This window comes from Hydrogenophaga sp. PBL-H3, from assembly GCF_010104355.1.
GTDB lineage: Bacteria > Pseudomonadota > Gammaproteobacteria > Burkholderiales > Burkholderiaceae_C > Hydrogenophaga.
Genome location: NZ_CP044972.1, coordinates 2,223,975 through 2,249,037, shown reverse-complemented (window position 1 = coordinate 2,249,037; position 25,063 = coordinate 2,223,975). Strand labels below are relative to the sequence as shown.

Annotated in this window: 24 protein-coding genes and 1 tRNA gene; 7 read left to right on the top strand and 18 right to left on the bottom strand. The window is 64.5% G+C overall.

What is annotated here, in order from left to right; genetic code table 11:
• Positions 1 to 4 precede the first annotated feature (4 nt).
• From prmB to F9Z44_RS10490, 3 genes are all read left to right on the top strand, one after another.
• Positions 5 to 910: a 50S ribosomal protein L3 N(5)-glutamine methyltransferase gene (gene prmB / locus F9Z44_RS10500; protein ID WP_159605896.1), complete on the top strand. Its 906-nt coding sequence runs from the start codon at positions 5 to 7 to the stop codon at positions 908 to 910.
• Positions 907 to 2,871, top strand: a complete 1,965-nt coding sequence (locus F9Z44_RS10495; RefSeq protein ID WP_159605894.1) for an ABC-F family ATP-binding cassette domain-containing protein — start codon at positions 907 to 909, stop codon at positions 2,869 to 2,871. Before prmB ends, F9Z44_RS10495 begins: the two co-directional genes overlap by 4 nt.
• 106 nt (positions 2,872 to 2,977) lie before the next feature.
• On the top strand, positions 2,978 to 3,226 hold the full coding sequence (locus F9Z44_RS10490) for a GlsB/YeaQ/YmgE family stress response membrane protein (RefSeq protein ID WP_159605892.1): 249 nt from the start codon (positions 2,978 to 2,980) through the stop codon (positions 3,224 to 3,226).
• 72 nt (positions 3,227 to 3,298) lie between these two features.
• On the opposite strand, the gene F9Z44_RS10485 is transcribed toward F9Z44_RS10490, so the two are convergent.
• From F9Z44_RS10485 to tolB, 6 genes are all read right to left on the bottom strand, one after another.
• Positions 3,299 to 3,374, bottom strand: a tRNA-Lys gene (locus F9Z44_RS10485).
• A 53-nt stretch (positions 3,375 to 3,427) separates the two neighbouring features.
• Positions 3,428 to 4,264: a tRNA threonylcarbamoyladenosine dehydratase gene (locus F9Z44_RS10480; RefSeq protein ID WP_201449945.1), complete on the bottom strand. Its 837-nt coding sequence runs from the start codon at positions 4,262 to 4,264 to the stop codon at positions 3,428 to 3,430.
• Positions 4,261 to 5,373: a YeeE/YedE family protein gene (locus F9Z44_RS10475; RefSeq protein ID WP_159605890.1), complete on the bottom strand. Its 1,113-nt coding sequence runs from the start codon at positions 5,371 to 5,373 to the stop codon at positions 4,261 to 4,263. Before F9Z44_RS10475 ends, F9Z44_RS10480 begins: the two co-directional genes overlap by 4 nt.
• 67 nt (positions 5,374 to 5,440) lie before the next feature.
• A complete protein-coding gene (gene ybgF / locus F9Z44_RS10470) occupies positions 5,441 to 6,205 on the bottom strand; it encodes a tol-pal system protein YbgF (protein WP_159605888.1) in 765 nt (254 codons plus the stop codon).
• Positions 6,206 to 6,207: 2 nt separating this feature from the next.
• On the bottom strand, positions 6,208 to 6,792 hold the full coding sequence (gene pal / locus F9Z44_RS10465; protein WP_159605886.1) for a peptidoglycan-associated lipoprotein Pal: 585 nt from the start codon (positions 6,790 to 6,792) through the stop codon (positions 6,208 to 6,210).
• Positions 6,793 to 6,854: 62 nt separating this feature from the next.
• Complete coding sequence (gene tolB / locus F9Z44_RS10460) at positions 6,855 to 8,168, bottom strand: Tol-Pal system beta propeller repeat protein TolB (RefSeq protein ID WP_159605884.1); 1,314 nt, start codon at positions 8,166 to 8,168, stop codon at positions 6,855 to 6,857.
• Between the two features lie 151 nt (positions 8,169 to 8,319).
• On the opposite strand from tolB, the gene msbA reads away from it, so the two are divergent.
• Positions 8,320 to 10,167: a lipid A export permease/ATP-binding protein MsbA gene (gene msbA, locus F9Z44_RS10455; protein ID WP_159605882.1), complete on the top strand. Its 1,848-nt coding sequence runs from the start codon at positions 8,320 to 8,322 to the stop codon at positions 10,165 to 10,167.
• 9 nt (positions 10,168 to 10,176) lie between these two features.
• Here msbA and F9Z44_RS10450 read toward each other — a convergent pair whose 3' ends face one another.
• Genes F9Z44_RS10450 through F9Z44_RS10410 form a run of 9 tightly spaced genes read right to left on the bottom strand, consistent with a single transcriptional unit; the run spans position 10,177 to position 17,825 of the window.
• Positions 10,177 to 11,727, bottom strand: coding sequence for an Rne/Rng family ribonuclease (locus F9Z44_RS10450; RefSeq protein WP_159605880.1), 1,551 nt, complete (start codon positions 11,725 to 11,727; stop codon positions 10,177 to 10,179).
• Between the two features lie 27 nt (positions 11,728 to 11,754).
• Positions 11,755 to 12,372: a Maf family protein gene (locus tag F9Z44_RS10445; protein WP_159605879.1), complete on the bottom strand. Its 618-nt coding sequence runs from the start codon at positions 12,370 to 12,372 to the stop codon at positions 11,755 to 11,757.
• A complete protein-coding gene (gene rlmH / locus F9Z44_RS10440) occupies positions 12,369 to 12,836 on the bottom strand; it encodes a 23S rRNA (pseudouridine(1915)-N(3))-methyltransferase RlmH (RefSeq protein ID WP_159605878.1) in 468 nt (155 codons plus the stop codon). Before rlmH ends, F9Z44_RS10445 begins: the two co-directional genes overlap by 4 nt.
• Positions 12,833 to 13,630 carry a ribosome silencing factor gene (gene rsfS / locus F9Z44_RS10435; protein WP_159605877.1) on the bottom strand — a complete coding sequence of 266 codons (798 nt, stop codon included), beginning with the start codon at positions 13,628 to 13,630 and terminating at the stop codon, positions 12,833 to 12,835. The genes rlmH and rsfS overlap by 4 nt, the downstream gene beginning before the upstream one ends.
• Complete coding sequence (gene nadD / locus F9Z44_RS10430) at positions 13,627 to 14,274, bottom strand: nicotinate (nicotinamide) nucleotide adenylyltransferase (protein WP_236574094.1); 648 nt, start codon at positions 14,272 to 14,274, stop codon at positions 13,627 to 13,629. Before nadD ends, rsfS begins: the two co-directional genes overlap by 4 nt.
• Positions 14,271 to 15,188, bottom strand: coding sequence for an oxygen-dependent coproporphyrinogen oxidase (hemF, locus tag F9Z44_RS10425; RefSeq protein ID WP_159605876.1), 918 nt, complete (start codon positions 15,186 to 15,188; stop codon positions 14,271 to 14,273). The genes nadD and hemF overlap by 4 nt, the downstream gene beginning before the upstream one ends.
• A gap of 2 nt (positions 15,189 to 15,190) precedes the next feature.
• On the bottom strand, positions 15,191 to 15,796 hold the full coding sequence (locus F9Z44_RS10420; protein ID WP_236574093.1) for a 1-acyl-sn-glycerol-3-phosphate acyltransferase: 606 nt from the start codon (positions 15,794 to 15,796) through the stop codon (positions 15,191 to 15,193).
• 32 nt (positions 15,797 to 15,828) lie between these two features.
• Positions 15,829 to 17,103 carry a phosphoribosylamine--glycine ligase gene (purD, locus tag F9Z44_RS10415; RefSeq protein WP_159605874.1) on the bottom strand — a complete coding sequence of 425 codons (1,275 nt, stop codon included), beginning with the start codon at positions 17,101 to 17,103 and terminating at the stop codon, positions 15,829 to 15,831.
• Complete coding sequence (locus F9Z44_RS10410) at positions 17,100 to 17,825, bottom strand: YebC/PmpR family DNA-binding transcriptional regulator (protein ID WP_159605873.1); 726 nt, start codon at positions 17,823 to 17,825, stop codon at positions 17,100 to 17,102. Before F9Z44_RS10410 ends, purD begins: the two co-directional genes overlap by 4 nt.
• Positions 17,826 to 17,924: 99 nt before the next feature.
• Between F9Z44_RS10410 and F9Z44_RS10405 the strand changes: the two genes are divergently transcribed.
• Positions 17,925 to 19,472, top strand: a complete 1,548-nt coding sequence (locus tag F9Z44_RS10405; RefSeq protein ID WP_159605872.1) for a helicase HerA-like C-terminal domain-containing protein — start codon at positions 17,925 to 17,927, stop codon at positions 19,470 to 19,472.
• 14 nt (positions 19,473 to 19,486) lie between these two features.
• Positions 19,487 to 19,972 carry a DUF1499 domain-containing protein gene (locus F9Z44_RS10400; RefSeq protein ID WP_159605871.1) on the top strand — a complete coding sequence of 162 codons (486 nt, stop codon included), beginning with the start codon at positions 19,487 to 19,489 and terminating at the stop codon, positions 19,970 to 19,972.
• 63 nt (positions 19,973 to 20,035) lie between these two features.
• Here the strand turns inward: F9Z44_RS10400 and clpA are convergent, their stop codons facing one another.
• From clpA to icd, 3 genes are all read right to left on the bottom strand, one after another.
• Positions 20,036 to 22,372: an ATP-dependent Clp protease ATP-binding subunit ClpA gene (clpA, locus tag F9Z44_RS10395; RefSeq protein ID WP_159605869.1), complete on the bottom strand. Its 2,337-nt coding sequence runs from the start codon at positions 22,370 to 22,372 to the stop codon at positions 20,036 to 20,038.
• A 93-nt stretch (positions 22,373 to 22,465) separates the two neighbouring features.
• Positions 22,466 to 22,831, bottom strand: coding sequence for an ATP-dependent Clp protease adapter ClpS (gene clpS, locus F9Z44_RS10390; protein WP_159605867.1), 366 nt, complete (start codon positions 22,829 to 22,831; stop codon positions 22,466 to 22,468).
• A gap of 307 nt (positions 22,832 to 23,138) precedes the next feature.
• Positions 23,139 to 24,392 (bottom strand): NADP-dependent isocitrate dehydrogenase, encoded by a 1,254-nt coding sequence (gene icd / locus F9Z44_RS10385; RefSeq protein ID WP_159605865.1) that lies wholly within the window; start codon positions 24,390 to 24,392, stop codon positions 23,139 to 23,141.
• Positions 24,393 to 24,596: 204 nt separating this feature from the next.
• Between icd and F9Z44_RS10380 the strand changes: the two genes are divergently transcribed.
• Complete coding sequence (locus F9Z44_RS10380) at positions 24,597 to 25,046, top strand: DUF192 domain-containing protein (RefSeq protein ID WP_159605863.1); 450 nt, start codon at positions 24,597 to 24,599, stop codon at positions 25,044 to 25,046.
• Positions 25,047 to 25,063: the final 17 nt, after the last annotated feature.

Below are 25,063 nucleotides of genomic sequence, written 5' to 3'. Positions count from 1 at the left end.
TCCCGTGAAACTGAAAGAACTGCTGGCTGCGGCCACCCGCCGCCTGGATGCGGCCCATCTGGCCTATGGCCATGGCACCACCAACGCGCGCGACGAAGCCAGCTGGCTCGTGCTGTGGCAGCTCGGCCTGCCGCTGGACAGCGACCTGGACGCCCTCACCCGCCAGCCCGTCACGGCGCAGCAGCAAGCCGAGGTGGAGGCGCTGATCCAGCGGCGGATCGACTCCCGTGAGCCAGCCGCCTACCTCACCGGCGAAGCCTGGCTGCAGGGCGTGCCCTTCCACGTCGATCGGCGCGCCATCGTGCCGCGCAGCTTCATTGCCGAGCTGCTGGCCGAGGGCTCGATCGATCCCTGGCTGGACGAAAAAACCCGCGATGTGCTTGACCTGTGCACCGGCAACGGTAGTCTGGCCGTGCTCGCCGCCATGGCCTACCCCGACGTGCGCGTGACCGGCGCAGACATCTCACCCGAGGCCCTGGAAGTCGCCCGCATCAACGTGGCCCGGCACGAACTGCAACACCGCATCCAGCTGGTGGTGTCCGACGGCCTGAAGAACTGCCCCGGCCCCTGGGACCTGATCCTGTGCAACCCACCCTATGTGAACGCACAAAGCATGGCGGCCCTGCCGCCGGAGTACCGCGCTGAACCGGCGTTGGCCCTGGACGGCAACACCGCGGGCAATGTGGACGGCATGGACTTCGTGCGACAGCTGATCCGCGACGTGCCCCGCCACCTCAAGCCTCAGGGCGTGCTGGTGCTGGAAATCGGCAATGAACGCGCGCATTTCGAAGCTGCGTTCCCCCACCTGGAAACCGTCTGGCTGGCCACCAGCGCCGGCGATGACCAGGTCCTCTTGCTCACCCTTGAATCCATCACGGCACTGCACACCTTGCAGACGCCCGCTCCATGATCACCTTGAAAAACCTTGTCCTTCGCCGCGGCGTGAAGGTCCTGCTCGACAACGCATCCTGCACCATCAACCCGGGCGAAAAGGTCGGCCTTGTAGGACGCAACGGCGCGGGCAAATCCAGCCTGTTCGGTCTGCTCAACCACACGTTGCACGAAGACAAGGGCGACTTCTATGTGCCTCCCCAGTGGCGCATGGCGCAGGTGGCCCAGGACATGCCGGAGACCGACCAGACGGCCACGCAGTTCGTGATCGAAGGTGATGTGACCTTGCTCGCCGCCCAGCAGGAAGTGACCGCCTCGGAGGACAGCGGCGATGGCGAACGCATGGCGCACGCCTACATGGCACTGCACGACGCCGGCGCGCACGACGCGCCCGCCCGCGCTCAGGCGCTGATTCTGGGCCTGGGCTTTCGCACCGACGAGCTGGAGCGCCCGGTCAACAGCTTCTCTGGCGGCTGGCGCATGCGCCTGCAACTCGCGCGTGCCCTCATGTGCCCGAGTGAGTTGCTGTTGCTCGACGAGCCCACCAACCACCTGGACCTGGATGCCCTGGTCTGGCTGGAAGCCTGGCTCAAGCGCTACGAAGGCACCATGCTGGTCATCAGCCACGACCGCGAGTTTCTGGACGCCGTGACCAACGTCACCATACACATTCACACCGCGCAGCTCACGCGCTACGGTGGCAACTACAGCCGCTTTGAAGACATGCGCGCCGAGCAGATGGCGCTGCAGCAGTCGGCCTACGCGCGCCAGCAGGACAAGATGGCGCACCTGCAGAAGTTCATCGACCGCTTCAAGGCCAAGGCCAGCAAGGCCAAACAGGCACAGAGCCGCGTGAAGGCGCTCGAGCGCATGGAGAAGATCGGCCCGGTGCTCGCCGATGCCGACTTCACCTTCGAATTCACCGAGCCGCAGAACCTGCCCAACCCGATGCTGGCCATGAGCGACGCCAGCTTTGGTTACCCGCCACCCGACGAAGGCAGCGAGCCCACCATCATCGTGCGCAACATCAGCCGCTCGGTGCTCGCGGGCCAGCGCATCGGCATCCTGGGTGCCAACGGCCAGGGCAAGTCCACCGTGGTCAAGACCATCGCGCGCGACCTGCAACCGCTCGCCGGCCAGATCACCGAAGGCAAAGGCCTGAACATCGGCTACTTCGCCCAGCAAGAGCTCGACGTGCTGCGCCCGGCCGACACCCCGCTGGAGCACATGATCCGGCTGGTGCGCGAATGCACGGCCGAAGGTCGCCTGAGCGGCCAGCCCACGCGCGAGCAAGACCTGCGCAGCTTCCTCGGCAACTTCAACTTCACCGGCGATCAGGTCAAGCAAAGCGTGGGCAGCATGAGCGGCGGCGAGAAAGCGCGCCTGGTGCTGTGCATGATCGTCTGGCAGCGCCCCAATCTGCTGCTGCTCGACGAACCCACCAACCACCTCGACCTCGCCACGCGCGAGGCCCTGTCGGTGGCACTCAACGAATTCGAAGGTACGGTCATGCTGGTCAGCCACGACCGTGCCCTGCTGCGCGCGGTGTGCGACGAGTTCTGGCTGGTCTCTCGCGGTGGCATCGAGCCCTTCGATGGCGACCTGGACGACTACCAGCGCTACCTGCTGGACATGGCCAAGCAATCTCGCGAGGCGCAACGTCAGGAACAGCGCGATGCCCAGCGCAATCCCGTGGTGGCTCCCGTGGCCGCGCCCGAGCAGAAACGCAACGACGCCCAGCGCCGCCAGCAACTGGCAGAAAAAACCAAGCCGCTGAAGAAAGAGCTGGAGCAGACCGAGAAGCGCATGGCGCAACTGGCACAGGAGAAATCTCGCCTGGAAGCCAGCATGAGCCAACCGCTGAGTCCGACCGACCTCGCACACAACGGCAAGCAGCTCAAGGCCGTCAATGACGAGAACGAGGCTCTCGAAGCACGTTGGCTGGAACTCACCGAAGCAATCGAGTCCGTCAACGCCTGACCCTTCGCCGGACAACCGAAGTAGGTGCCCAGGGGAGGCGATGAAAAGCGGCTAGAGTGCAAGCTCTACTGCTTTTGTATCAATCTCAACCCTCTGGAGCCTTCCAATGATGTCCATCCTCGGCACCCTCTTCATCGGCCTCATCGCCGGCTTCATCGCACGCGCCCTCAAGCCCGGCAACGACAGCATGGGCTGGATCATGACCGCCCTGCTCGGGGTGGCGGGCTCGTTCCTGGCCGGCTTCCTGGGTGCAGCGCTTGGTCTTTACCGGCAAGGTGATCCCGTGGGCTTTCTGGCCTCGGTCGTCGGCGCCATCATTTTGTTGATGATCTACGGCTTCGTAAAAAAGACCTGAGGCCGCTCCCGCCTCATGACCTGCGCGAGCAACAAAAAAGCCCTGATCTTTCGATCAGGGCTTCAAATGTTTTGGTGGGACGTGCGGGGGTCGAACCCACGACAAACGGATTAAAAGTCCGCTGCTCTACCAACTGAGCTAACGTCCCATCAGGGCTTCGCGTTCTTCACACTGTTTACACATTGTGTATCCCGCGAAGCCTCAAATTATAGCTTCTTTTTTAGGGACTTTTGAAGACCTCGTCGAGATTGCATTCACATCTTTCGACAAGGTGTTCATCACCCACCCCGCAGCACAAAAGCCGAAGGTCGCCGTGACGCTGACCACTGAGCCATAGCCGTGGCAATTGAGCGAGCCATCGGGACCCTCGATGTTGCAGGACGCGTCGGGCGGGGCCACAGTCTCGCGGCTGAACACACAGCTCACGCCCATGCTCCCCGAGCGCGCGCCACCGTGGTGCTTGCGAAGGCGGTAACGCAATTGCGCCAGCAAGGGATCGTGCGTGACGTCAGCCAGATCGGCGACATCAACCGCATGGGCGAGCCGCTTGCCACCGGCAGCACCCGCGGTGATGAATGGCACCGAATGGGCTGCTGCCCAGGCGGCCAAGGTGGTCTTGGCACGCACCTGATCGCATGCGTCGATGACAGCCGAGGGCAAGCCCATAAGTCCCGGCAAGGCCTGCAGCAAGGCTGGCCAGTTGTCGGGCGTCACGAAGTCATCCACCACGTCGACCAAGCAGCCCGGGTGAAACAGCGCAATGCGTTCGCGCATCGAATCAGCCTTGGCCTGGCCCAGGGTCGGCTCCAGCGCATGGATCTGCCGGTTGATGTTGGATTCGGACACGTGGTCCAGGTCGATCAGCGTGAGACGGCGCACGCCGCTGCGCGCCAGGGCTTCCACCGCCCAGGACCCCACACCACCAATGCCCACCACCACCACATGCGCGTCAAAGACACGCTGCGCTCCATCGACACCATACAGACGGCGCAGGCCACCAAAGCGGCGTTCGAACAATGCGATGGCGTCTTGTGTCACTCGCGATCCAGCAACCAGATCTGAAAACGAAAACCACCGATGGCGCCCAGCACGATGCCTGTCACGGCGATGATGCTCGTCAGGCTCAGCGTGGACAGGCCCGACATGCCCTGGCCCACCGTGCAACCCAGTGCCGTGACACCACCCACTCCCATGCACACCGCGCCAGTCAGGTGCAGTGCCGTGTCTTGTGTGCTGCGAAACCCTTCCCAGCGGAAGCTGCCTTCAAGCAAGGCGCAGACAAGTGCTCCAACGACCATGCCCGCCACCGTGACGATGCCGAAAGTAAGCGCCTTGGAGGTGTCGCTGAAAAAGATGATCCAGTCCAGGGTGAAGGCCATCGGCGCGGTGAAGGTCAGCGCCTCCATCCGGCCCGTGTTGCTGCCCAGGTAGACGGCCTCCAGGGTCTCGGGATGTTCGGCCACGAAACCCAGTCGGCCACTGACCCACCACATTGCGATCACCACCAGCCCGAGCCCGATACCGGCCAGCAAGTTGTTGGCGTTGCGAAAATCCTGGCCCACCAGGGCCCAGACCACCAGCGCACCGCCGACCACCAGCGCAAAGACTAGCCCGGTCAGTGTGGGCTCCATGCCGGTGAGGCTGGCCAGCCAGGCGGGCAGCGCTGACCCGGAGGCCATCTCGAAACTCACCTTGTCCACGGTGTTGACGCGCAGCACAGCGGTCACGCCGCGCAGCGTGGCAAATGCTGCGAAACCCATGACGAAGAAGACCACCAGCGACTTCAGGCTGCCCGCGCCGATGCGCACCAGGGTCTTGCTGCCGCAGCCCGACGCCAGCACCATGCCGAAACCGAACAGGAGCCCACCCAACGTGGCAGAGAGCCAGATCACGCGGTTGCCGGTGTAAATGCTCTGGTTCGGATCTATCCAGCCCAACCATGCCATGCCGTAAAAGCCGATCATGGCGATACCCACTGCCATGCCCCACATGCGCATGCGGGTCCAGTCACCCATGTTCACGATATCGCTGATCGCCCCCATGGTGCAGAAATGGGTGCGTTGTGCGATGAACCCGAAAACAACAGCCACCGCGAAGGCGGCCCAGAGCACAAGGGCATTCAGCTTGAGAAGGTCGGCAATTTCCATGGCCGCCATTGTAGGAGGCCGACCTCACTGCTCATTGATCGATACGCGCCGAAGCGCGCACCGCGCATCAGCGCAGCCGGGCCAGTCGCTCGCGCGCCGCTGCTGCGGCTTCGGCGTTGGGGTACGCCTTCACGAGGTCTTCCAGCGTGCGCTTGGCGGTGCGCGCGTCTTTCAGCTCGATCTGGCTGTTGGCCATGGCGAGCATCGCCTCGGGCGTGCGCACATGGGCTGGGAACTCGCGCACCAGCCGGCCATGGGTAACCACGGCTTCCTTGTAAGCGCGGCTCGCGTACTGGGCGTTGCCCAACCAGTACAGCACCGAGGGTGTGTAGCCGCTGGCCGGATACCGCTGCATGAAAGCGGCATAGGCCGCCGACGCGGGCTGGAACTCGGACTTGCGCAACTGCGCCATCGCAGCATCGAAGTCGCTCTTTTCGGCGGGCGCTGCCGTGAACGTCTGGCCGTCGTACTCGATGCGCAGCGGCTCCACCTGCCGCAAGCGTTCGTCGATGCCGGATTGCACGTCCTTCTGCTGGCGCTGGAGTTCGGAGACTTCGCGCGCCAATTGTTCGTTCTGGCCCCTCAGGCGCGCCAGTTCACCACGCAACTGCTCGATCTGGTTGGACAGCTCGAGCATGCTGCGCCGCGCGCCGGCATCACCTTCCCGCGCTTCTGCTGCAGCGGCATCGGAAGCCTGCTTGTTGGCATCCACCTTCTGGCGCAGCTCGATGATGGCCTTGCGGGCCTCGTCGTCGCCGAACAGGGCATGGGCCTGGAAGGGCCACAAGACTGCCAGCGAAAGCGCCCAGGGCGCTGCGGTGGAGAGCTTCATGTTCAACGGTAGGTCAGTTCAACGCGGCGGTTCTTGGCGAACGAGGTTTCGTCCAGGCCGACCTGCGCAGGTTTTTCTTCACCAAAGCTCACCGCTTCCATCTGTGCATCGGTCACGCCCAGCAGGCTGAGCGCACGGCGCACAGCTTCGGCGCGCTTCTGACCAAGAGCCAGGTTGTATTCGCGGCCGCCACGCTCGTCGGTGTGACCTTCGAGGTTCACACGGCGAGTGCGGTTGGCATTGAGGTAGCGTGCGTTGGCTTCCAGCGTGGCGGCTGAATCGGCCTTGACCTCGAAGCTGTCGTAGTCGAAATAGATGATGCGGGCCACGGCGGCAGGCTGCGCCGAGTCTGCACCACCCACGGACACGCCCGACACGCCGCGCGGATCGACCGCACCACCTTGCCCACCCGCAGCACCACCGGAGTTGACCGCCGAGCCCGTTCGATTTTCAACCGGCACATCGTCGAGCTTCACGCCCGAGCTGCAAGCGGCCAGCACAGCGGCCAGGCCCAAGCCGGCAACCAGGCGAACGCCGCGTCGGGCCCAGGTGTTTTGAAGAGAAGCGGTCGAGATGGATGTGGTCATGAAAATTCCTTGGAAATGAAAAACGAATGTGTGTGGGAATGCTGCGCACCCCCAGGCTTGACTCAGCGCAGGAACGGGCCCCACTCGGGCTCCCGGATGTCACCCTGCGCGCCGGCCAGCCGGGTTTTGATGCGCCCATCCACCGTGGTGGTCATCAGGGCTTCCTGCCCCTTTTCCCGGGTGGCGTAGATGATCATGCGGCTGTTGGGCGAGAAGCTGGGGCTCTCGTCGGCGCTCGATTCGGTGAGCGCCGTGACGTTGCCACTGGAGAGCTCCATCACATGCAGGCGGAAGGCTCCGTTCACCCGTGAGATGAACGCCAGCCAGCGGCCGTCGGGGCTGGGCGCGGGCGAGATGTTGTAGTTGCCGGTGAAGGTCAGGCGCTGCGCATTGCCACCTTGCGACCCCATGCGGTACACCTGCGGCGAGCCTCCGCGGTCGCTCACGAAATAGATGGTCTTGCCATCGGGGCTGAACACCGGTTCGGTGTCGATGCTGGCCGACTGGCTCAGGCGGCGGGGTTCACCTCCGTTGGCATCCATGGAGTAGACCTGTGCGTTGCCCGAGAGCGAAAGCGTGGCCACCACCGAGCGGCCATCAGGCGACCAGGATGGCGCGCTGTTCGAGCCCTTGAAATTGGCCAGCAGCCGACGCTTGCCCGACGCCACGTCGTGGGCATAGATCACGGGCTTGCGGGCCTCGAACGACACATAGGCCAGCTGCGCACCACCCGGTGCCCAGCTCGGCGAGATGATGGGTTCGGGGCTCGTGAGGGCCGCACGAGCGCTTTCACCATCGGCATCAGCCACCCACAGGTTGTGGCGCTGTGCGGTCTTGGTGACGTAGGCGATGCGGGTGGAGAACACGCCCTTTTCGCCGGTGATCTTCTCGTAGATGAAATCGGCGATTCGGTGGGCCGCCAGGCGCAGGTCTTGCGCGCCCACCGGGTAGCTCAGTCCACCGAGGTCCTGGCCACGGACCACGTCCCAGAGACGGAAACGTACGTCAAAGCGGCCGTCGGCCAGTCTGGTGACGCTGCCGGTGAGCAAGGAATCGGACTTGCGCTCGCGCCAGGGACCAAGGTCGGGGCGGGAGGTTTCGTCCAGACCGCCCGCAATGGGCTCCACAAAACGGAACTGACCACTGCGTTCCAGATCGGCGCGCACGATGGCGGCGATGTTCTCGCTGGCCACCTCATTGCCGCGAAAACCCACGACAGAGAACGGAAACTGGGTGAGGCCGACGCCCGCCACCTCAACCCGGAACTGGGCTTGCGAAGCCAGAGGCCAAGCCAGCAGAGGGAGGGTGGAAACCAGGCCGAGCGCGCGGCGTCTCGGGATCAGGGGCAGCGCGTTGTGTCGGTTCAAATCCAGCATGCTGTGTGTGTCACTTGTCCTGTGGTCGCAGCAGGGGCAAAACGCCCTGCACAGCCGACCGATAATAACGGAGGCATCCGGCCCTTCCGTGACAAGATGTGTGTGCGCGGGCCGACGCTTGTGGTGCAAGGCTGATTCACCGCCGCGCGGAATGTTCCGCAAGCCCGCATACTTTGGGACCGATCCGCTTTTGACCGCCTCCAACCGTACCAACCCACCACTGGCCGGCACGCTGACCCAGCGCCTGCTGCGCCTGTGGCCTTATTTCCGTTCGGCCAAGACCGGCATCGCCCTGGCCGCCATCAGCACGCTGATCGGTGCGCTGACCGAGCCACTCATTCCCGCGCTGCTCAAGACGCTGCTTGACCGTGGCTTTGCCGAAGGCGACATCGATCTGTGGATGGTGCCCGTGGCGCTCATGGGCCTGTTCGGCGTCCGCGGGCTGGCCGGCTTCGTGGCGCAGTACACGCTGTCCTACACCGCCAGCCTGGGCCTGCTCAACCTGCGCCGGGCCATGTTCGTCAAGCTCAACGACGCCCAGATGACGCTGTTCGCCCGCCAGAGCGCCAGCAAACTGTCCAACACACTGGTCTACGAGGTGCAGACCGGCTCGCAGATGCTGGTGTCGGCCTTCCTCACGCTCACCAAGGACAGCCTCACGGTGATCGCGTTGATGGGCTACCTGTTCTACCTGAACTGGAAACTCACGCTGATCGTGTTGACCGTGTTTCCAGGCCTGATCCTCATCATGCGGGTGCTCTCGCGCCGCCTCTACAAACTCACCCGGGACAGCCAGACCGCCACCGACGAACTGGCCTATGTGGTGGAAGAAAACGCCCTGGCCCACCGCATGGTGCGGCTGCACGGCGCCCAGGCGCGCCAGACCGAGCGCTTCGACGTGCTCAGCGTGGCGCTGCGCCGGCTGGCGCTCAAGTCCACCATCGCCATGGCGGCCATGACACCGCTCACGCAGTTGCTCGCCTCGGCCGCCCTGTCGGCCGTGATCGCGGTAGCACTGTGGCAAAGCAGCAGCAGCGGCGTGACGGTGGGCAACTTCGTGGCCTTCGTCACCGCCATGCTGATGCTGATCACACCGATCCGCCACCTGGCCGAGATCAGTGCGCCCATCACGCGCGGCCTCGCGGCGCTGGAGCGTGGCCTGGAACTCATCGAGAACACGCCTGAGCAACCCGGGGGCGCGCACACGGCCGATCGCGTGGCCGGCTCCATCGACTTGAGGGATGTGTGGGTGCGCTACCCGGCCAAGGACGACCAGGTCGTGCGCAGCGACGACGACAGCCTGGTGGCGTTGCGCGGCATCTCGCTGAACATCCACCCGGGCGAGACCGTGGCCTTCGTCGGCCCTTCCGGCTCGGGCAAGACCACGCTGGTCAACCTGCTGCCGCGTTTCGTCGAATTCGAGCGCGGCGACATCCGGCTCGACGGCGTGCCCCTGACCGACTGGAACCTGGCCAGTTTGCGACGCCAGTACGCCATGGTGAGCCAGGACGTGGTGATGCTCAACGACACCCTCGCGGCCAACGTGGCCCTGGGAGCCATGGGCAACGAGGTCGATGAAGGCCGGGTGCGCGCGGCATTGCTGTCAGCCAACCTAGGCGAGTTGGTCGAGCGCCTGCCGCAGGGCATTCACAGCACCGTGGGACACAACGCCGCCGAGCTCTCGGGCGGCCAGCGCCAGCGGCTGGCGATTGCGCGAGCCGTCTACAAGGACGCCCCCATCCTCATCCTGGACGAAGCAACTTCAGCGCTGGACAACGAATCGGAGCGGCTGGTGCAGGACGCACTCGCCCACCTGATGAAGGGCCGCACCACCCTGGTGATTGCACACCGCCTGTCCACCATCGAACACGCCGACCGTGTGGTCGTGCTGGCCGACGGTCGCATCAGCGAACAGGGCACGCACCGCGAGCTGCTGCAGGCCGACGGCCTCTACGCCCGGCTGCATGCCCAGAGCTTCAGGCCCGAAACACCAACCTGAGCAGGCCGGTCACAACAGAACAATGTCGTATTGTTCCTGCGTCATCGAGCCTTCGCTCTGCAGTGAAATCGGCTTGCCGATGAAGTCCGACAGACCCGCGAGGTGCGCCCGTTCCTCGTCGAGGAACAGCTCCACCACCTTGGCCGAGGCCACCACGCGGAACTCGCGCGGGTTGAAAGCCCGGGCTTCGCGCAGGATCTCGCGCAGGATGTCGTAGCACACGCTGCGCGCGGTCTTCACCACGCCTTTGCCACTGCAGGCCTCGCAGGGCTCACTGAGCATGTGGGCCAGCGACTCGCGCGTGCGCTTGCGTGTCATCTCCACCAGACCGAGCTGCGAAAAGCCGCCGGTCATGGTTTTCACGCGGTCCCGCGCGAGTTGTTTGCGGAACTCGCTGAGCACCGAATCGCGGTGATCCTCGCGCACCATGTCGATGAAATCCACGATGACGATGCCGCCCAGGTTGCGCAGGCGCAGTTGCCTTGCAATGGCTTGCGCTGCTTCGAGGTTGGTGCGGAACACCGTGTCGTCGAAATTGCGCGCACCCACAAAACCGCCGGTGTTCACGTCCACCGTGGTCAGCGCCTCGGTCTGGTCGATCACCAGGTAGCCGCCCGACTTCAGGTCGACCCGCCGGCTGAGCGCGCGCACGATGTCTTCATCGACGTTGAACAGATCGAAGATCGGCCGCTCACCGCTGTAGTGCTGCAGCTTGGCCACGGTGTCGGGCATGAACTCGGCGGCAAATGCGGTGAGCAGGCCGTGCTGCTCGCGCGAATCGATGCGAATGGAATGGGTGTCGGCCCCCACCAGGTCGCGCAGCACGCGCTGCATGAGGTTCAGGTCTTCGTGCAGCAGCGTGGCCGAGGGCTGACGTGTGGCCGCCTCCTTGATGCGCAGCCAGGTCTTGCGCAAATAGGCCGTGTCTTCGGCAAGCTCTTCGTCGGTGGCGTCTTCGGCGTTGGTGCGCAAGATGAAACCACCCGCTGCGCTGCCGTCGGTGGTGGCCGTCAGGCGCAGCAGGCGCTGGCGCAGGGCCTCGCGCTGCGTCGGCGGAATCTTCTGCGAGACGCCGATGTGGTTGTCTTGCGGCAGGAACACCAGCAGGCGACCCGCAATGCTGATCTGTGCGGTGAGGCGCGCGCCCTTGGTGCCGATCGGGTCCTTGAGTACCTGCACCATCAGCGCCTGGCCCTCGAAGATTTGCCGCTCGATCGGCAGCACAGGGTTGGGAGCCAGCAGCTTGCCATTGGCGCCCGAAGCTGGTGCTGCGGGTTCTGACTCGGTCGCCGCCGGCACACTCGCACGTGGTGCCGCGTGTTTGGCCGCGATGTTGGGCATGAGGTCGGCAACATGCAGAAAGGCCGCGCGATCCAGGCCAATGTCGATGAAGGCCGACTGCATGCCGGGCAGCACGCGCGAGACCTTGCCCAGATAGATGTTGCCGACCAAACCACGCTCCAGCGTGCGCTCCAGGTGCACCTCCTGCACAGCCCCCTGCTCCACCACCGCCACCCGCGTTTCCTGTGGGGACCAATTGATCAGAATGTCCTGGCTCATGGGCCCTTCTCCGTGGCGTGATGCGGTTCAGATCAGCCGCACACCGGCGGCGTGCAGCACCTGCGCTGTCTCGTGCGCGGGCAAGCCCATGATGCCCGAATAGCTGCCGCTGATGTGGCTCACCCAGAGGCTCGCGCGCCCCTGGATCGCATAAGCCCCGGCCTTGCCCATGGGCTCACCGCTGGTCACGTAGCGCGCGATCTGCGCGGCTGTCAACGGCTCGAACGTGACCCACGAGGTGGACAGGGCCGTGTGGATGCGCGGATTGCGTTTGCCGGGCACGCCCACCGCCACGGCGGTGAGCACGCGGTGGCGCTGGCCTGCCAGGCTGGCGAGCATGCCGCAGGCCTCTGCCGCATCGGCGGGCTTGCCCAGGATGCGGCGACCCAGCGCCACGGTGGTGTCGGCGCACAGCACAGGCGCGAGAGGCAGGCCACGGCGTTTCAGGCGCTCGAGCGAGGCCTGCAGCTTCAGGCCTGTCACGCGCTGAACATAGGCGGCGGGCACCTCACCCGGCAACACGGCTTCCAGCGACTCGGCGTCTTCGTCAGCATCGGGCAGCAGCAGTTCGCAACGAACGCCCCACTGCTCGAGCAGCTGTTTGCGGCGCGGGCTCTGGGACGCGAGATAAATGAAGTCGCTCATTCTCTGTGGTACGGGTGGTTGGCGTTGACGGACCACGCGCGGTAGAGCTGCTCGATCAGGAGCACCCTCACCATGGCATGTGGCAACGTCAGGTCGGACAAGCGGATGCGCTGGTGGGCAGCGGCGCGAAACGCGGGGTCCAGGCCGTCGGGTCCGCCGATCACCAAGGCCACGTCGTCACTCTCCAACTGCCATTCGTTCAGCTGCTGGGCCAGCGCCTTCGTGGTGAGGGTGATGCCGCGCTCGTCGAGTGCCACGATGCGCGAGCCGCGCGGGATCGCAGCCTCGATGCGTTCCCGCTCGGCCGCGAGCAGCGTTTCCAGGGTCTTGGAGCCGCGCGGTTCGGTCTTGACCGCTTTGAGCTCCACACGGAGTTCGGGCGGAAAGCGCTTGGCGTAATCGTCGTAGGCGGTCTGGGCCCAGTCGGGCACCCGCTGCCCGACCGCGACGATCAGCAGCTTCATGCCTTTCTAGGGGCAACCGCCTTGGTGGTCTTGCGCGCAGGCGTCTTGGCGGCGGGGTTGGTGGCGGCCTTGGGAGCCGCTTTGGACGCCGCTTTCGGGGCGGATTTGGCGGCGGGCTTCGCGCTCGGAGCCACGCGGGGCTTGACCACCAGTTTCTGCAGCGCCGCTTTCGGTGCGCTGGTTGCTGGTTTGCGGGTGGTCTTGGCAGCCGTGGTTTTGGCTGGAGCGGACTTGGCTGCCGACTTCACTGCGGGCTTCTTGGCCGCGGTTTTGGCCACGGGTTTGGCCGGTGCAGCCGCAGCCGTGCGGGCCGCCGACTGCGCGGCCTTGCGCGCCGTGCTCTTGGCAGGCTGGGCGGCGGCCGTGGCCACCGGCTTCTTGCGGCTGGTCTTGGCGGGCTTGGCCTCTGCCACCACAGGCTTCTCGGCACCGTGTTTCAGGCGAACCGGCTTGGCGCCCCAGATCTCTTCAAGGCGGTAGTACTGGCGGATCACGGGCTGCATCACGTGGGCAACGGCAGCGCCGCAGTCCACGATGATCCATTCGCCGTTGTCTTCGCCCTCAATGCGGGGCTTGTCGAAGCCAGCTTCGCGCACGGCATCGCGCACACTGGCGGCCAGGGCCTTGGTCTGACGGTTCGAGGTACCGCTGGCGACGATCACGCGCTCGAAGAGCGGTGAGAGGTGTTCGGTGTTGAAAACCACAATGTCCTGCCCCTTGACGTCCTCCAGCCCGTCGACGATGGCCCGCTGGAGTCTCTGGATGTCTTTTTTGGCAATGGTTTCGCTGGTCATGTGGGATTCTGATAAAGGTGATGGGTTGAAATGTAGCTTGCGACGGCCTCGGGCACCAGAACCTCCAGGGTGCTGGTGCTCTGTGCCGCCTGCCCCAGTCGGGCCCGTACGGCGGTCGCGCTGATGTTCTTGAGTGGCATGTCCAGCCGGTCAAAGGGGAGCCCCACCTGCGACAGGTCGGTCTCGACGGCATGGTCCAGTGGGGCGTCGGCTCCGATGTTGGTCGCGCGGTTGGCCACCGCCAGCGTGGCCAAATCCAGTACCTCTTGCCAGCGCACCCAGGTGCGAAACGACAACAACTGGTCGGCACCCAGGATGAGAAACAGCTGTGCGCCTGGGTACTCGCGCCGGAGTTCGTGCAGCGTATCGGCGGTGTAGCTCGGGCCTTGCCGCTGGATTTCGCGCTCGTCGATCTTCACACGGGCCAGGTCGTCAAACGCGAGATGGCACATGGCCACCCGATCGACGGCGGGTGAGAGCACCCGGGTCTTGTGCCAGGCGTAGCCGGTGGGCAGGATGTGCAACACGTCCAGCCCGAGCTGCTGGAGTGCGGTTTCAGCCAGCGCGCGGTGCGCCCAGTGCGGCGGATCAAACGCACCACCGAACATGCCCACGCGCTGAGGGCTCGCGGCACCAGGCTTCAAAGCCAGTCCTTGCGAACCAGGAATTCCTTGTAGAGCCGCTCCTCGGGCGTGCCTTTTTTGGTCTTGCGGTTGTATGCCCAGCTCACCAGCGGCGGCATGGACAACAGGATGGATTCACTGCGGCCACCCGATTGCAGGCCGAAATGGGTGCCACGGTCCCACACCAGGTTGAATTCGACATAGCGCCCACGGCGGTAGAGCTGGAAGCTGCGTTCGCGCTCGCCGTACGGGGTGTTCTTGCGCCGGTCGACGATGGGCAGGTAGGCGTCAAGGAATGCATCGCCGACCGAGCTCATCATGGCAAAGCTGCCGTCAAAACCGAGTTCGGAGAAATCGTCGAAAAACACACCACCAATGCCGCGTTGTTCATCGCGGTGTTTCAAATAGAAGTACTCGTCGCACCAGGTTTTGAAGCGGGGGTACTTGTCGACGCCGAAGGGGTCGAGCGCGTTCTTCACCGACTGGTGGAAATGCACCGCGTCTTCCTCAAAGCCGTAGTAGGGCGTGAGGTCCATGCCGCCGCCAAACCAGCACACCGGCTCGCCACCGGCGGGCGTGGCGGCGAGCATGCGCACATTCATGTGCACCGTGGGCACGTAGGGGTTGCGCGGGTGGAACACCAGCGAGACGCCCATGGCTTCAAACGGCGCGCCGGTCAGTTCGGGCCGGTGTTGGGTGGCCGAGGGCGGCAGGCGAGGACCCGTGACGTGCGAGAACCCGCAGCCCGCCCGCTCGAACACGGCACCGTCTTCCAGGATCTGCGTGATGCCGTTGCCCTGCAAGGTTTCACCCGATGGCTTGGTCCACTTGTCAACCACGAAACGACCACCATCGACCATGGCCACGGTGGAGGTGATGCGGTCCTGCAAATCGGTGAGGAACTCGCGCACGGCGGTCAAGGACGTCTGTTTCATGGTCAAACCGTGTCAAGAGAGGTGGATTTGGACAGGGGCTGAATGGGGCTGGCCAGTTCGGGGTGCAAGCCACGGGCATCACCGTAGAGCTGCGCAATCCGGGCGTGATCGGCCGCCACGTCTCCGCTCAGGCGCACGAAGTCGGTCACATCGATCTGCTTGCGACTGTAATCCAGCCGGATCAAGGCCAGCGGCACGTCTGCCCCTCGCGCGACCTGGTAGAAACCGCTGCGCCAGCCGGACGTGCGCCGCCGCGTGCCTTCGGGCGACAAGGCCAGCCAGAGCATTCGGCCCTGCCGGCGGTGCTCGGCCATGAGGGCCACCATGTCGCTGACGGCGCCGCGTGGCGAATGGCGGTCCAGCGCAATGCCGCCCAGCCAACGCACCCAGGCGCCCAGCAGCGGCACACGAAACAGCGAGTCCTTGCCCCAGAAACGCGCAGGCACACCCATGGACCACTTGGCCAGCAGCATCACCACGAAATCCCAGTTGCTGGTATGCGGGTAGACGATGGCCACGCCTTGCAGGGCCGGAAAACCGCCGAAATTCACCGTCCAGCCCAGGCGTCCCAGCAGCCAGCGCGCCAGCCTTGAGCCCTGGAATTGCACCGCGTGTGGCGTGGGGAAATCGCAGACGGAATTCAAAGTGCGCGGTACCCGATGTCGCGGCGGCACTGCATGCCGGCGAACTGGATGCCATCCACCACCTCGTAGGCACGCTGTTGCGCAAGCGCGACCGTCTCGGCCAGGGCGGTCACACACAGCACGCGGCCGCCCGAAACCCGCACCTCATCGCCAGCCTTGGCCGTGCCCGCGTGGAACACCATGCGCTCAGCAGCATCGGCCGGCAGGCCCGTGATGGCATCGCCCTTGCGCGGGTTCAGCGGGTAGCCGGCGGCGGCCAGCACCACGCCCAGCGCTACGCGCGGGTCCCAGTCCAGCGCCACGCGGTCCAGTTCGGCCCGTGTGGCCGAGAGCAGCACCTGCGTAAGATTGCTCCTGAGGCGCATCATGATCGGCTGTGTCTCGGGGTCGCCCATGCGGCAGTTGAACTCCAGCGTCTTGACCTGACCATCGGGCGTGATCATCAGGCCCGCGTACAGGAAACCGGTGTACGGAATGCCGTCGGCGGCCATGCCGCGCAACGTGGGCAGGATCACCTCGTTCATGGCACGTTCGTGCACGGCAGGCGTGACCACCGGCGCAGGCGAATACGCGCCCATGCCGCCGGTATTGGGGCCCTGGTCGGCGTCCAGCAGGCGCTTGTGGTCCTGGCTGGTGGCCAGCGCCAGCGCGTGCTCGCCATCGCACAGCACGATGAAGCTGGCCTCTTCGCCTTCAAGAAATTCTTCGATGACGACGCGCGCCCCGCCCTCGTTGTGCGCCACGCCCAGGGTGTTGTCGAGCAGCATGAAGTCGATGGCTTCGTGCGCCTCGGCCGCCGTCATGGCCACCACCACGCCTTTGCCAGCGGCCAGGCCGTCTGCCTTCACGACGATGGGAGCGCCTTCGGCATCCACGTAAGCGTGGGCCAGCGCCGGGTCGGTGAAGGCCTGGTACCTGGCGGTGGGAATGCCGTGGCGCTGCATGAAGGCCTTGGAGAAGGCCTTGGAGCTCTCCAGTTGCGCCGCCGCTTTGGTGGGGCCGAAGATCGGCAGGCCGTGGGCGCGGAATTCGTCCACCACACCCGCGGCCAAAGGCGCTTCCGGCCCCACCACGGTGAGCGCCACGTTCTGGGCCTGCGCCCATTCACGCAACGCCACCTTGTCGGTGATGTCGAGGTTGACCAGATCCGGGTCGCGCGCCGTGCCGGCGTTGCCGGGCGCGACAAACACCTGGCTCACGCCGTCGTCGTGCTTGAGTTTCCAGGCCAGGGCATGCTCGCGGCCACCGCCGCCAATAACCAATACGTTCATTCGTTGATCTCGGCATTGTGGAAGACGCCTTGCACGTCATCCAGGTCTTCAAGGACATCGAGCAGCTTCTGCATGCGCGCCGCGTCGTCACCCGTGAGCTCCACCGTGTTCTCGGCACGCATGGTCACTTCGGCGATCTCGGGCTTGAGACCGGCGGCCTCCAGTGCGTTCTTCACAGCTTCGAATTCGGTCGGTGAGGTCAGCACCTCGATGGCGCCATCGGCGTCGGTGATCACGTCGTCGGCGCCGGCTTCCAGCGCCACCTCCATCACCTTGTCTTCAGAGGTGCCCGGCGCAAACACCAGCTGCCCGCAGTGCTTGAACTGAAAAGACACCGAGCCGTCGGTGCCCAGGTTGCCGCCGTGTTTGCTGAAGGCGTGGCGAACCTCGGCCACGGTGCGGACCTTGTTGTCGGTCATGGTGTCGATGATCACGGCCGCGCCACCGATGCCGTAGCCCTCGTAGCGAATCTCTTCCAGGCTCACGCCCTCCAACGTGCCGGACGCTTTCTCCACGTTGTACTTGATGCGATCGGCCGGCATGTTGGCCGCCTTGGCCTTGTCGATGGCCAGGCGAAGGCGCGGGTTCATGGCCGGGTCGCCGCCGCCCTGGCGCGCGGCCACGGTGATCTCACGGATGACGCGGGTCCAGATCTTTCCGCGCTTTTCGTCCTGGCGACCCTTGCGGTGCTGAATGTTTGCCCATTTGCTGTGTCCGGCCACGAAATTGTCCTTTTGCCTGCTTGGGCTTTGATCTAATAAGCCTGCGATTTTACGTTTTCACCCGCCCTGCCCCGAACCCGCACACAAGGAAGCTCCGCCATGGCCGAACCGATGCTGATCGCCCAGAACGCCAACACCACCTGCCAGTTGCTGCCGGGGCTGGCCAACCGCCACGGCCTGATCACGGGCGCCACCGGCACCGGCAAGACGGTGACGCTGCAAACCCTGGCCGAGCAGTTCTCCAACATCGGGGTGCCGGTGTTCATGGCCGACGTCAAAGGTGATCTTTCGGGCATCAGCCAGAAGGGCAGCTTCGGCGAAAAGATCAGCAAGGTTCTGCAGGACCGTGGCATCACCCTGCCCGCCCCGCAGGCCTGCCCCACCACGCTGTGGGACGTGTTCGGCGAGATGGGCCACCCGGTGCGCGCCACCGTCAGCGACATGGGCCCGCTGCTGCTGGCGCGCATGCTCAACCTCAACGACACCCAGGCCGGCGTGCTCAACCTGGTGTTCAAGATCGCGGACGACAACGGTCTCTTGCTGCTGGACATGAAGGACCTGCGGGCCATGCTGCAGCACATCGGTGACAACGCCAAGCAGTTCACCACCGAGTACGGCAACATCAGCGCGGCCAGCATCGGCGCCATCCAGCGCGGGCTGATGCAGGTGGAGCAGCAGGGGGGTGACCGGTTCTTTGGCGAGCCCATGCTCGACATCACCGACTTCATGCAGACGGTGGACGGCAAAGGCGTGATCAACATCCTGGCGGCCGACAAGCTGATGAACGCGCCGCGCCTCTACGCCACCTTCCTGCTGTGGATGCTCTCCGAGTTGTTCGAGACCCTGCCGGAGATCGGCGACCCCGACAAGCCCAAGCTGGTGTTCTTCTTCGACGAGGCCCACCTGCTGTTCAACGAGGCGCCCAAGGTGCTGATCGAGCGCATCGAGCTGGTGGTGCGCCTGGTGCGCTCCAAGGGCGTGGGCGTGTATTTCGTGACGCAGAACCCGCTGGACATCCCCGACAGCGTGCTCGGCCAGCTCGGCAACCGCGTGCAGCACGCACTGCGCGCCTTCACACCGCGCGATCAGAAGGCCGTGAAGTCCACCGCGCAGACCATGCGACCCAAGGCCGGGCTGGATATCGAAGCCGCCATCACCGAGCTGGCCGTGGGCGAGGCGCTGGTGAGCCTGCTCGACGCCAAGGGCCGACCCAGTGAAACCGAGCGCGTCTTTGTGCTGCCGCCGGGCAGCCAGCTCGGGCCCATCACCGATGCGCAGCGTCAGCAACTGCGCCAGGAATCCCTGGTGGCCGGTGTGTACGAAAAGCTGCTGGACCGCGAGAGCGCCTACGAAATGTTCGCCAACCACGCAGGCAAACGTGGTGCCGAAGCCGAGCCCGAAGCCACGAAAGACGCACCGAAGACACCCCGCATTCCCGGCGCTGCGAAACAGGAGGCCGAAGCTGGCGGAGGCGGCATCGGTGGCATGGTCAACGAGGCCTTGTTCGGCCGCACCGGTCCGCGCGGCGGCCAGTACGACGGCCTGGTGCAGACCATGGCCAAGACGGCGGCGCGCAGCGTGGCCAGCGGCCTGGGCCGCCAGATCGTGCGTGGCGTGCTCGGCAGTTTGTTGGGCGGTAAGCGCTGAGCCCGGGCCTGGCCATGAAGATCGCGCTCTACATCGTTCTGGGCGCTGTCGTGGTGGCCCTGGTGGCCGCTCAGATGGGCCTGCTGAGTGGTCAGCGGCCTGCTGACATCGGTATCAAGGACGGCCGCTTCAAGCCACCGTCCGGCACCCGCAACAGCGTGAGCAGCCAGGCTGCGCTCTATACCGACCACCCACAGCGCATTTACGCAGCCATCGATCCCCTGCCCCTCAAGGGTGCCGGCGCTGCCGACTCGCTCAAGACTCTGGAAGCCGTGCTGCGGGCCATGCAGGACGTGACCGTCGTTGAGCAGCGCCCGGACTACCTCTACGCGCAGGCGCAAACGCGCTGGCTCAAGTTCGTCGACGACGTGGAGTTCTGGGCCAATCCCGCCGGCGGCGTGATCGAGGTGCGCAGCGCCAGCCGTCTGGGGCAGGAAGACTTCGGAGTGAACCGCAAGCGCGTCGAGGCGATTCGGGCCGCCTACCTCGCGGCACCCTGAGCGAGCTGCAACCAGACAAAAGGCCCGGGATCACCGGGCCTTTTGTCTGGGAGAAGAACGGGCTCAGCCCGCCGTGGCCTCTTCGGGCTTGGCCTTGCCTTCCTTCTTGGGCAACGGCTGGATGTCCAGCAGAACTTCCTGCACTTCCTTGCCTGCTTCATCGTGCTTGGTCTCGATGTCCACCGTCAGGCGGCCACCTTCTGTCAGGCGTCCGAACAGCAGTTCGTCGGCCAAGGCGCGGCGAATCGTGTCCTGGATGAGGCGCTGCATCGGGCGTGCGCCCATCAGCGGGTCGAAACCCTTCTTGGCCAGGTGCTTGCGCAGGGCATCGGTGAACGTGACCTCGACCTTCTTCTCGCCAAGTTGCGTTTCCAGTTGCAGCAGGAACTTGTCGACCACACGCATGATGACGTTCTCGTCCAGCGCCTTGAAGCTCACCGTGGCGTCCAGGCGGTTGCGGAACTCGGGTGTGAACAGGCGCTTGATGTCGGCCATCTCGTCACCCGCTTCGCGCGGGTTGGTGAAGCCGATGGTCGCCTTGTTCATGGTCTCGGCACCCGCGTTCGTCGTCATGATCACGATGACGTTGCGGAAGTCGGCCTTGCGCCCGTTGTTGTCGGTCAGCGTGCCGTGGTCCATGACTTGCAGCAGCACGTTGAAGATGTCGGGATGCGCTTTCTCGATTTCGTCGAGCAGCAGCACGCAGTGGGGCTTCTTGGTCACGGCCTCGGTGAGCAGACCACCCTGGTCGAAGCCGACGTAGCCCGGAGGCGCACCGATCAGGCGACTCACGGCATGGCGTTCCATGTATTCCGACATGTCGAAGCGGATCAGGTCGATACCCATGATGTAGGCCAGTTGCTTGGCGGCTTCGGTCTTGCCGACGCCGGTGGGGCCACTGAACAGGAAGGCGCCGATCGGTTTGTCGCTCTTGCCCAGGCCCGAACGCGCCATCTTGACGGACGAGGCCAGGATCTCCAGCGCCTTGTCCTGACCGAACACCACGCTCTTGAGATCGCGCTCCAGCGTCTGCAGCTTGCTGCGGTCGTCGTTGGACACGTTGGCCGGGGGAATACGCGCGATCTTCGCCACGATTTCCTCGACCTCGGTCTTGCTGATGGTTTTCTTGCGCTTGGACACCGGCAGGATGCGCTGGGCCGCACCGGCCTCGTCGATCACGTCGATGGCCTTGTCGGGCAGGTGGCGGTCGTTGATGTACTTGGCGCTCAGTTCGGCCGCGGCCTGCAGGGCGGCCACGGCGTATTTCACGCCATGGTGCTCTTCAAAGCGAGACTTCAGACCCTTGAGGATGTCCACCGTTTCCTGCACGGTCGGCTCGACCACGTCCACCTTCTGGAAGCGGCGGCTGAGTGCCGCGTCTTTTTCGAAGATGCCGCGGTATTCGGTGAAGGTGGTGGCGCCAATGCACTTGAGCTGGCCGCTGGAGAGCGCCGGCTTGAGCAGGTTGGACGCGTCCAGGGTGCCGCCCGAAGCCGCGCCCGCACCGATCAGGGTGTGGATCTCGTCGATGAACAGGATCGCGTTGGGGCGGTCCTTGAGCGACTTGAGAACACCTTTCAAGCGCTGCTCGAAATCACCGCGGTACTTGGTGCCGGCCAACAGAGCGCCCATGTCGAGCGAGAACACGCTCGAATCGGCCAGGATCTCGGGCACATCGCCCTGGGTGATGCGCCAGGCCAAGCCCTCGGCGATCGCGGTCTTGCCCACGCCGGCCTCACCCACCAGCAGCGGGTTGTTCTTGCGGCGGCGGCACAGAATCTGGATCACGCGCTCGACTTCGTACTCTCGCCCGATGAGCGGATCGATCTTGCCGTCCTTGGCCATCTGGTTGAGGTTCTGGGTGAACTGCTCCAGCGGAGAGGCCTTTTCGTTGCTCTTGGCTTCACCGGCTTCCTCGTTCTCGGCGGCGCTCTCGCCCGACTTGGACGGCTCGGGCGGATCGCTCTTACGAATGCCGTGCGCGATGAAGTTCACCACGTCCAGGCGGGTCACGCCCTGCTGGTGGAGGTAGTACACGGCGTGTGAGTCTTTCTCGCCGAAGATGGCCACGAGCACGTTGGCGCCAGTGACTTCCTTCTTGCCGTTTCCGGTGGACTGCACATGCATGATGGCGCGCTGGATCACGCGCTGGAAACCCAGCGTGGGCTGCGTGTCCACCTCGTCGGTGCCGGCCACCTGGGGAGTGTTGTCCTTGATGAAGTTCGTCAAGGACTTGCGGAGGTCGTCGATGTTGGCCGAGCAGGCGCGCAACACTTCGGCGGCGCTGGGATTGTCCAGCAGCGCCAGCAGCAGGTGCTCGACCGTGATGAATTCGTGCCGCTGCTGCCGGGCCTCGACAAAGGCCATATGCAAGCTGACTTCAAGTTCCTGGGCAATCATGGGGCACGTCCTTTGGGCTTGGGTGAACGGATAAGCAAACGTCTGGAAAACAAATTGAACTGATTCGGAGGGTCAGATGGGGCGCGTCGTGCTTTATTCAACTGGCTCACTCATGCATTGAAGAGGGTGTCCGGCAGCCCTCGCGGCCTGGAGAACCTGATCCACCTTGGTGCTGGCCACATCACGCGAATACACACCGCAAATGCCTTTTCCTTCAAGATGGATCTTGAGCATGATCTGGGTGGCGGTTTCACGGTCCTTGCTGAAGAACTCCTGAATGACGTGCACCACGAACTCCATGGGCGTGAAATCGTCGTTGAGTAAAACCACCTGAAACATGTGGGGCGGCTGGGTGCGCTGGGCGCGCCGTTCGAGCACCACCGACTCGTCGTTGCTGACGCTGGGAGGCGCCGTCGGGTTTTCGGGTTTTTTGGGGTTCTGGGTGGCCATGAAAACCATTCTAGCGGCGCATATCCGCCCACCTCGCCACGCGGGATTAGGGACGGCCCTTCCAGCAAAACCACACCCCGCCCCGTGGCAGGGGCAGAACGCGGACGGCTGGTCGTTTCCATGCCTCATTGTGAATGGAAAGCCCAAAACAAAACCGAAGAGCTGACGGTTTTTGAGGGCGTAGTTCGCGCTATCGGGCGGTGGGTGGAGGCAACGCGAACTTCACCGGTTCTCAGAAGCCGCAGCCGAACTGAAAAAAGCCCCTGTCGCGCGGGCGCCAGGGGCTTTTGGATCCAGAAAGCTGGCCAGCGATGACTTACATGTTCTCGATCATCACCTGACCAAAACCGGAGCAGCTCACCTGGGTGGCACCCTCCATCAGGCGCGCAAAGTCGTAGGTGACCTTCTTGCTGGCGATCGACTTCTCGATCGAGCTGATGATCAGGTCTGCCGCTTCTTTCCAGCCCATGTGGCGCAGCATCATCTCGGCCGACAGGATTTCGGAGCCGGGGTTCACGTAATCTTTGCCGGCGTACTTGGGCGCGGTGCCATGGGTGGCCTCGAAGCAAGCCACGGTATCGGACAGGTTGGCACCCGGCGCAATGCCGATGCCGCCGACCTGGGCAGCCAGGGCGTCCGAGATGTAGTCGCCGTTCAGATTGAGCGTGGCCACCACCGAGTATTCGGCCGGTCGCAGCAGGATCTGCTGCAGGAAGGCATCGGCGATGCTGTCCTTGACGATGATGTCCCGTCCGGTCCTGGGGTTCTTGAACTTGCACCACGGGCCGCCGTCGATCAGCTCGGCGCCGAATTCCTTCTGCGCCAGGGCGTAAGCCCAGTCACGGAAGCCCCCTTCGGTGTATTTCATGATGTTGCCCTTGTGGACGATGGTCACGTTGGGCTTGTCGTTGTCGATCGCGTACTGAATGGCCTTGCGCACCAGGCGCTCGGTACCTTCGCGCGACACCGGCTTGATGCCGATGCCCGAAGTCTCCGGGAAACGGATCTTGGTGACACCCATCTCCTCGCGCAGGAACTTGATGAGCTTGACGGCCTTGGGCGACTCGGCTTCGTACTCGATACCCGCGTAGATGTCTTCCGAGTTCTCGCGGAAGATCACCATGTTGGTCTTCTCGGGCTCTTTCAGCGGCGAAGGCACACCCTTGAAATACTGCACCGGGCGCAGACAGACGTAGAGATCGAGCTCCTGGCGCAGCGCCACGTTGAGCGAGCGGATACCGCCACCCACAGGCGTGGTCAATGGGCCTTTGATGGAAACCACATATTCGCGCAGCGCGGTCAGGGTTTCTTCGGGCAGCCACACGTCGGGGCCGTACACCTGGGTCGACTTCTCGCCGGCGTAGACCTCCATCCAGTGGATCTTCTTTTGCCCGCCGTAGGCCTTGGCCACGGCCGCGTCGACCACCTTGAGCATCACTGGCGTGATGTCCAGACCCGTGCCGTCGCCTTCGATGTACGGCACGATGGGCTGGTCAGGCACATTGAGCGACATGTCAGCATTGACGGTGATTTTTTCGCCCTGGGCGGGCACCTTGATGTGTTGGTACATGGGAACATCTCCGAGAATTTTGGTGCGAGGCCGCCGGCTCGCGTGGAGCCACCCTGGGCCTGAAGTTCGCGCTGGGGCGCTCTGGAAATTCTAGTCTTCGCCGGCCTTGCGCCCAGCGTGGCTGCGGGGTCGTCCCGCAAGACGCACCCAGAGCAGGTGAATGGCGGAGAATGCGGATCTGAAGCGAACCACTCAACTCATTGCATGAAAAAGCTGTCAACCCTCTTGCTGTCTCTGCTGGTCCTCGCAACGGGCCCGGCCTGGCCCCAGGAAACCCCACAGCTCCAGTTGCCACGGGTCACGTTGGCAGCCGGCATGCACCTGATCCAGGCCCAGGTGGCGGCAACCCCGCAAGAGCGCGCGGTCGGCCTCATGCACCGCAAGGAAATGCCAAGCAACGAAGGCATGCTGTTTGCGTTCGAGCAGGCTTCGGAACAGTGCTTCTGGATGAAGAACACCCTGCTCCCGCTCACGGCGGCCTTCGTGGCTGACGACGGCACCATCGTCAACCTCGCCGACATGCAGCCGCAGACCTTGACATCGCACTGCTCGGCCAAGCCGGTGCGCTTTGTGCTGGAGATGAACAAGGGCTGGTTTGACAAGCGTGGCCTCAAGGCCGGCGCCAAGCTGAGCGGCCCACCGTTTGCCCGGTAGGCCGCTTCATTCCACGT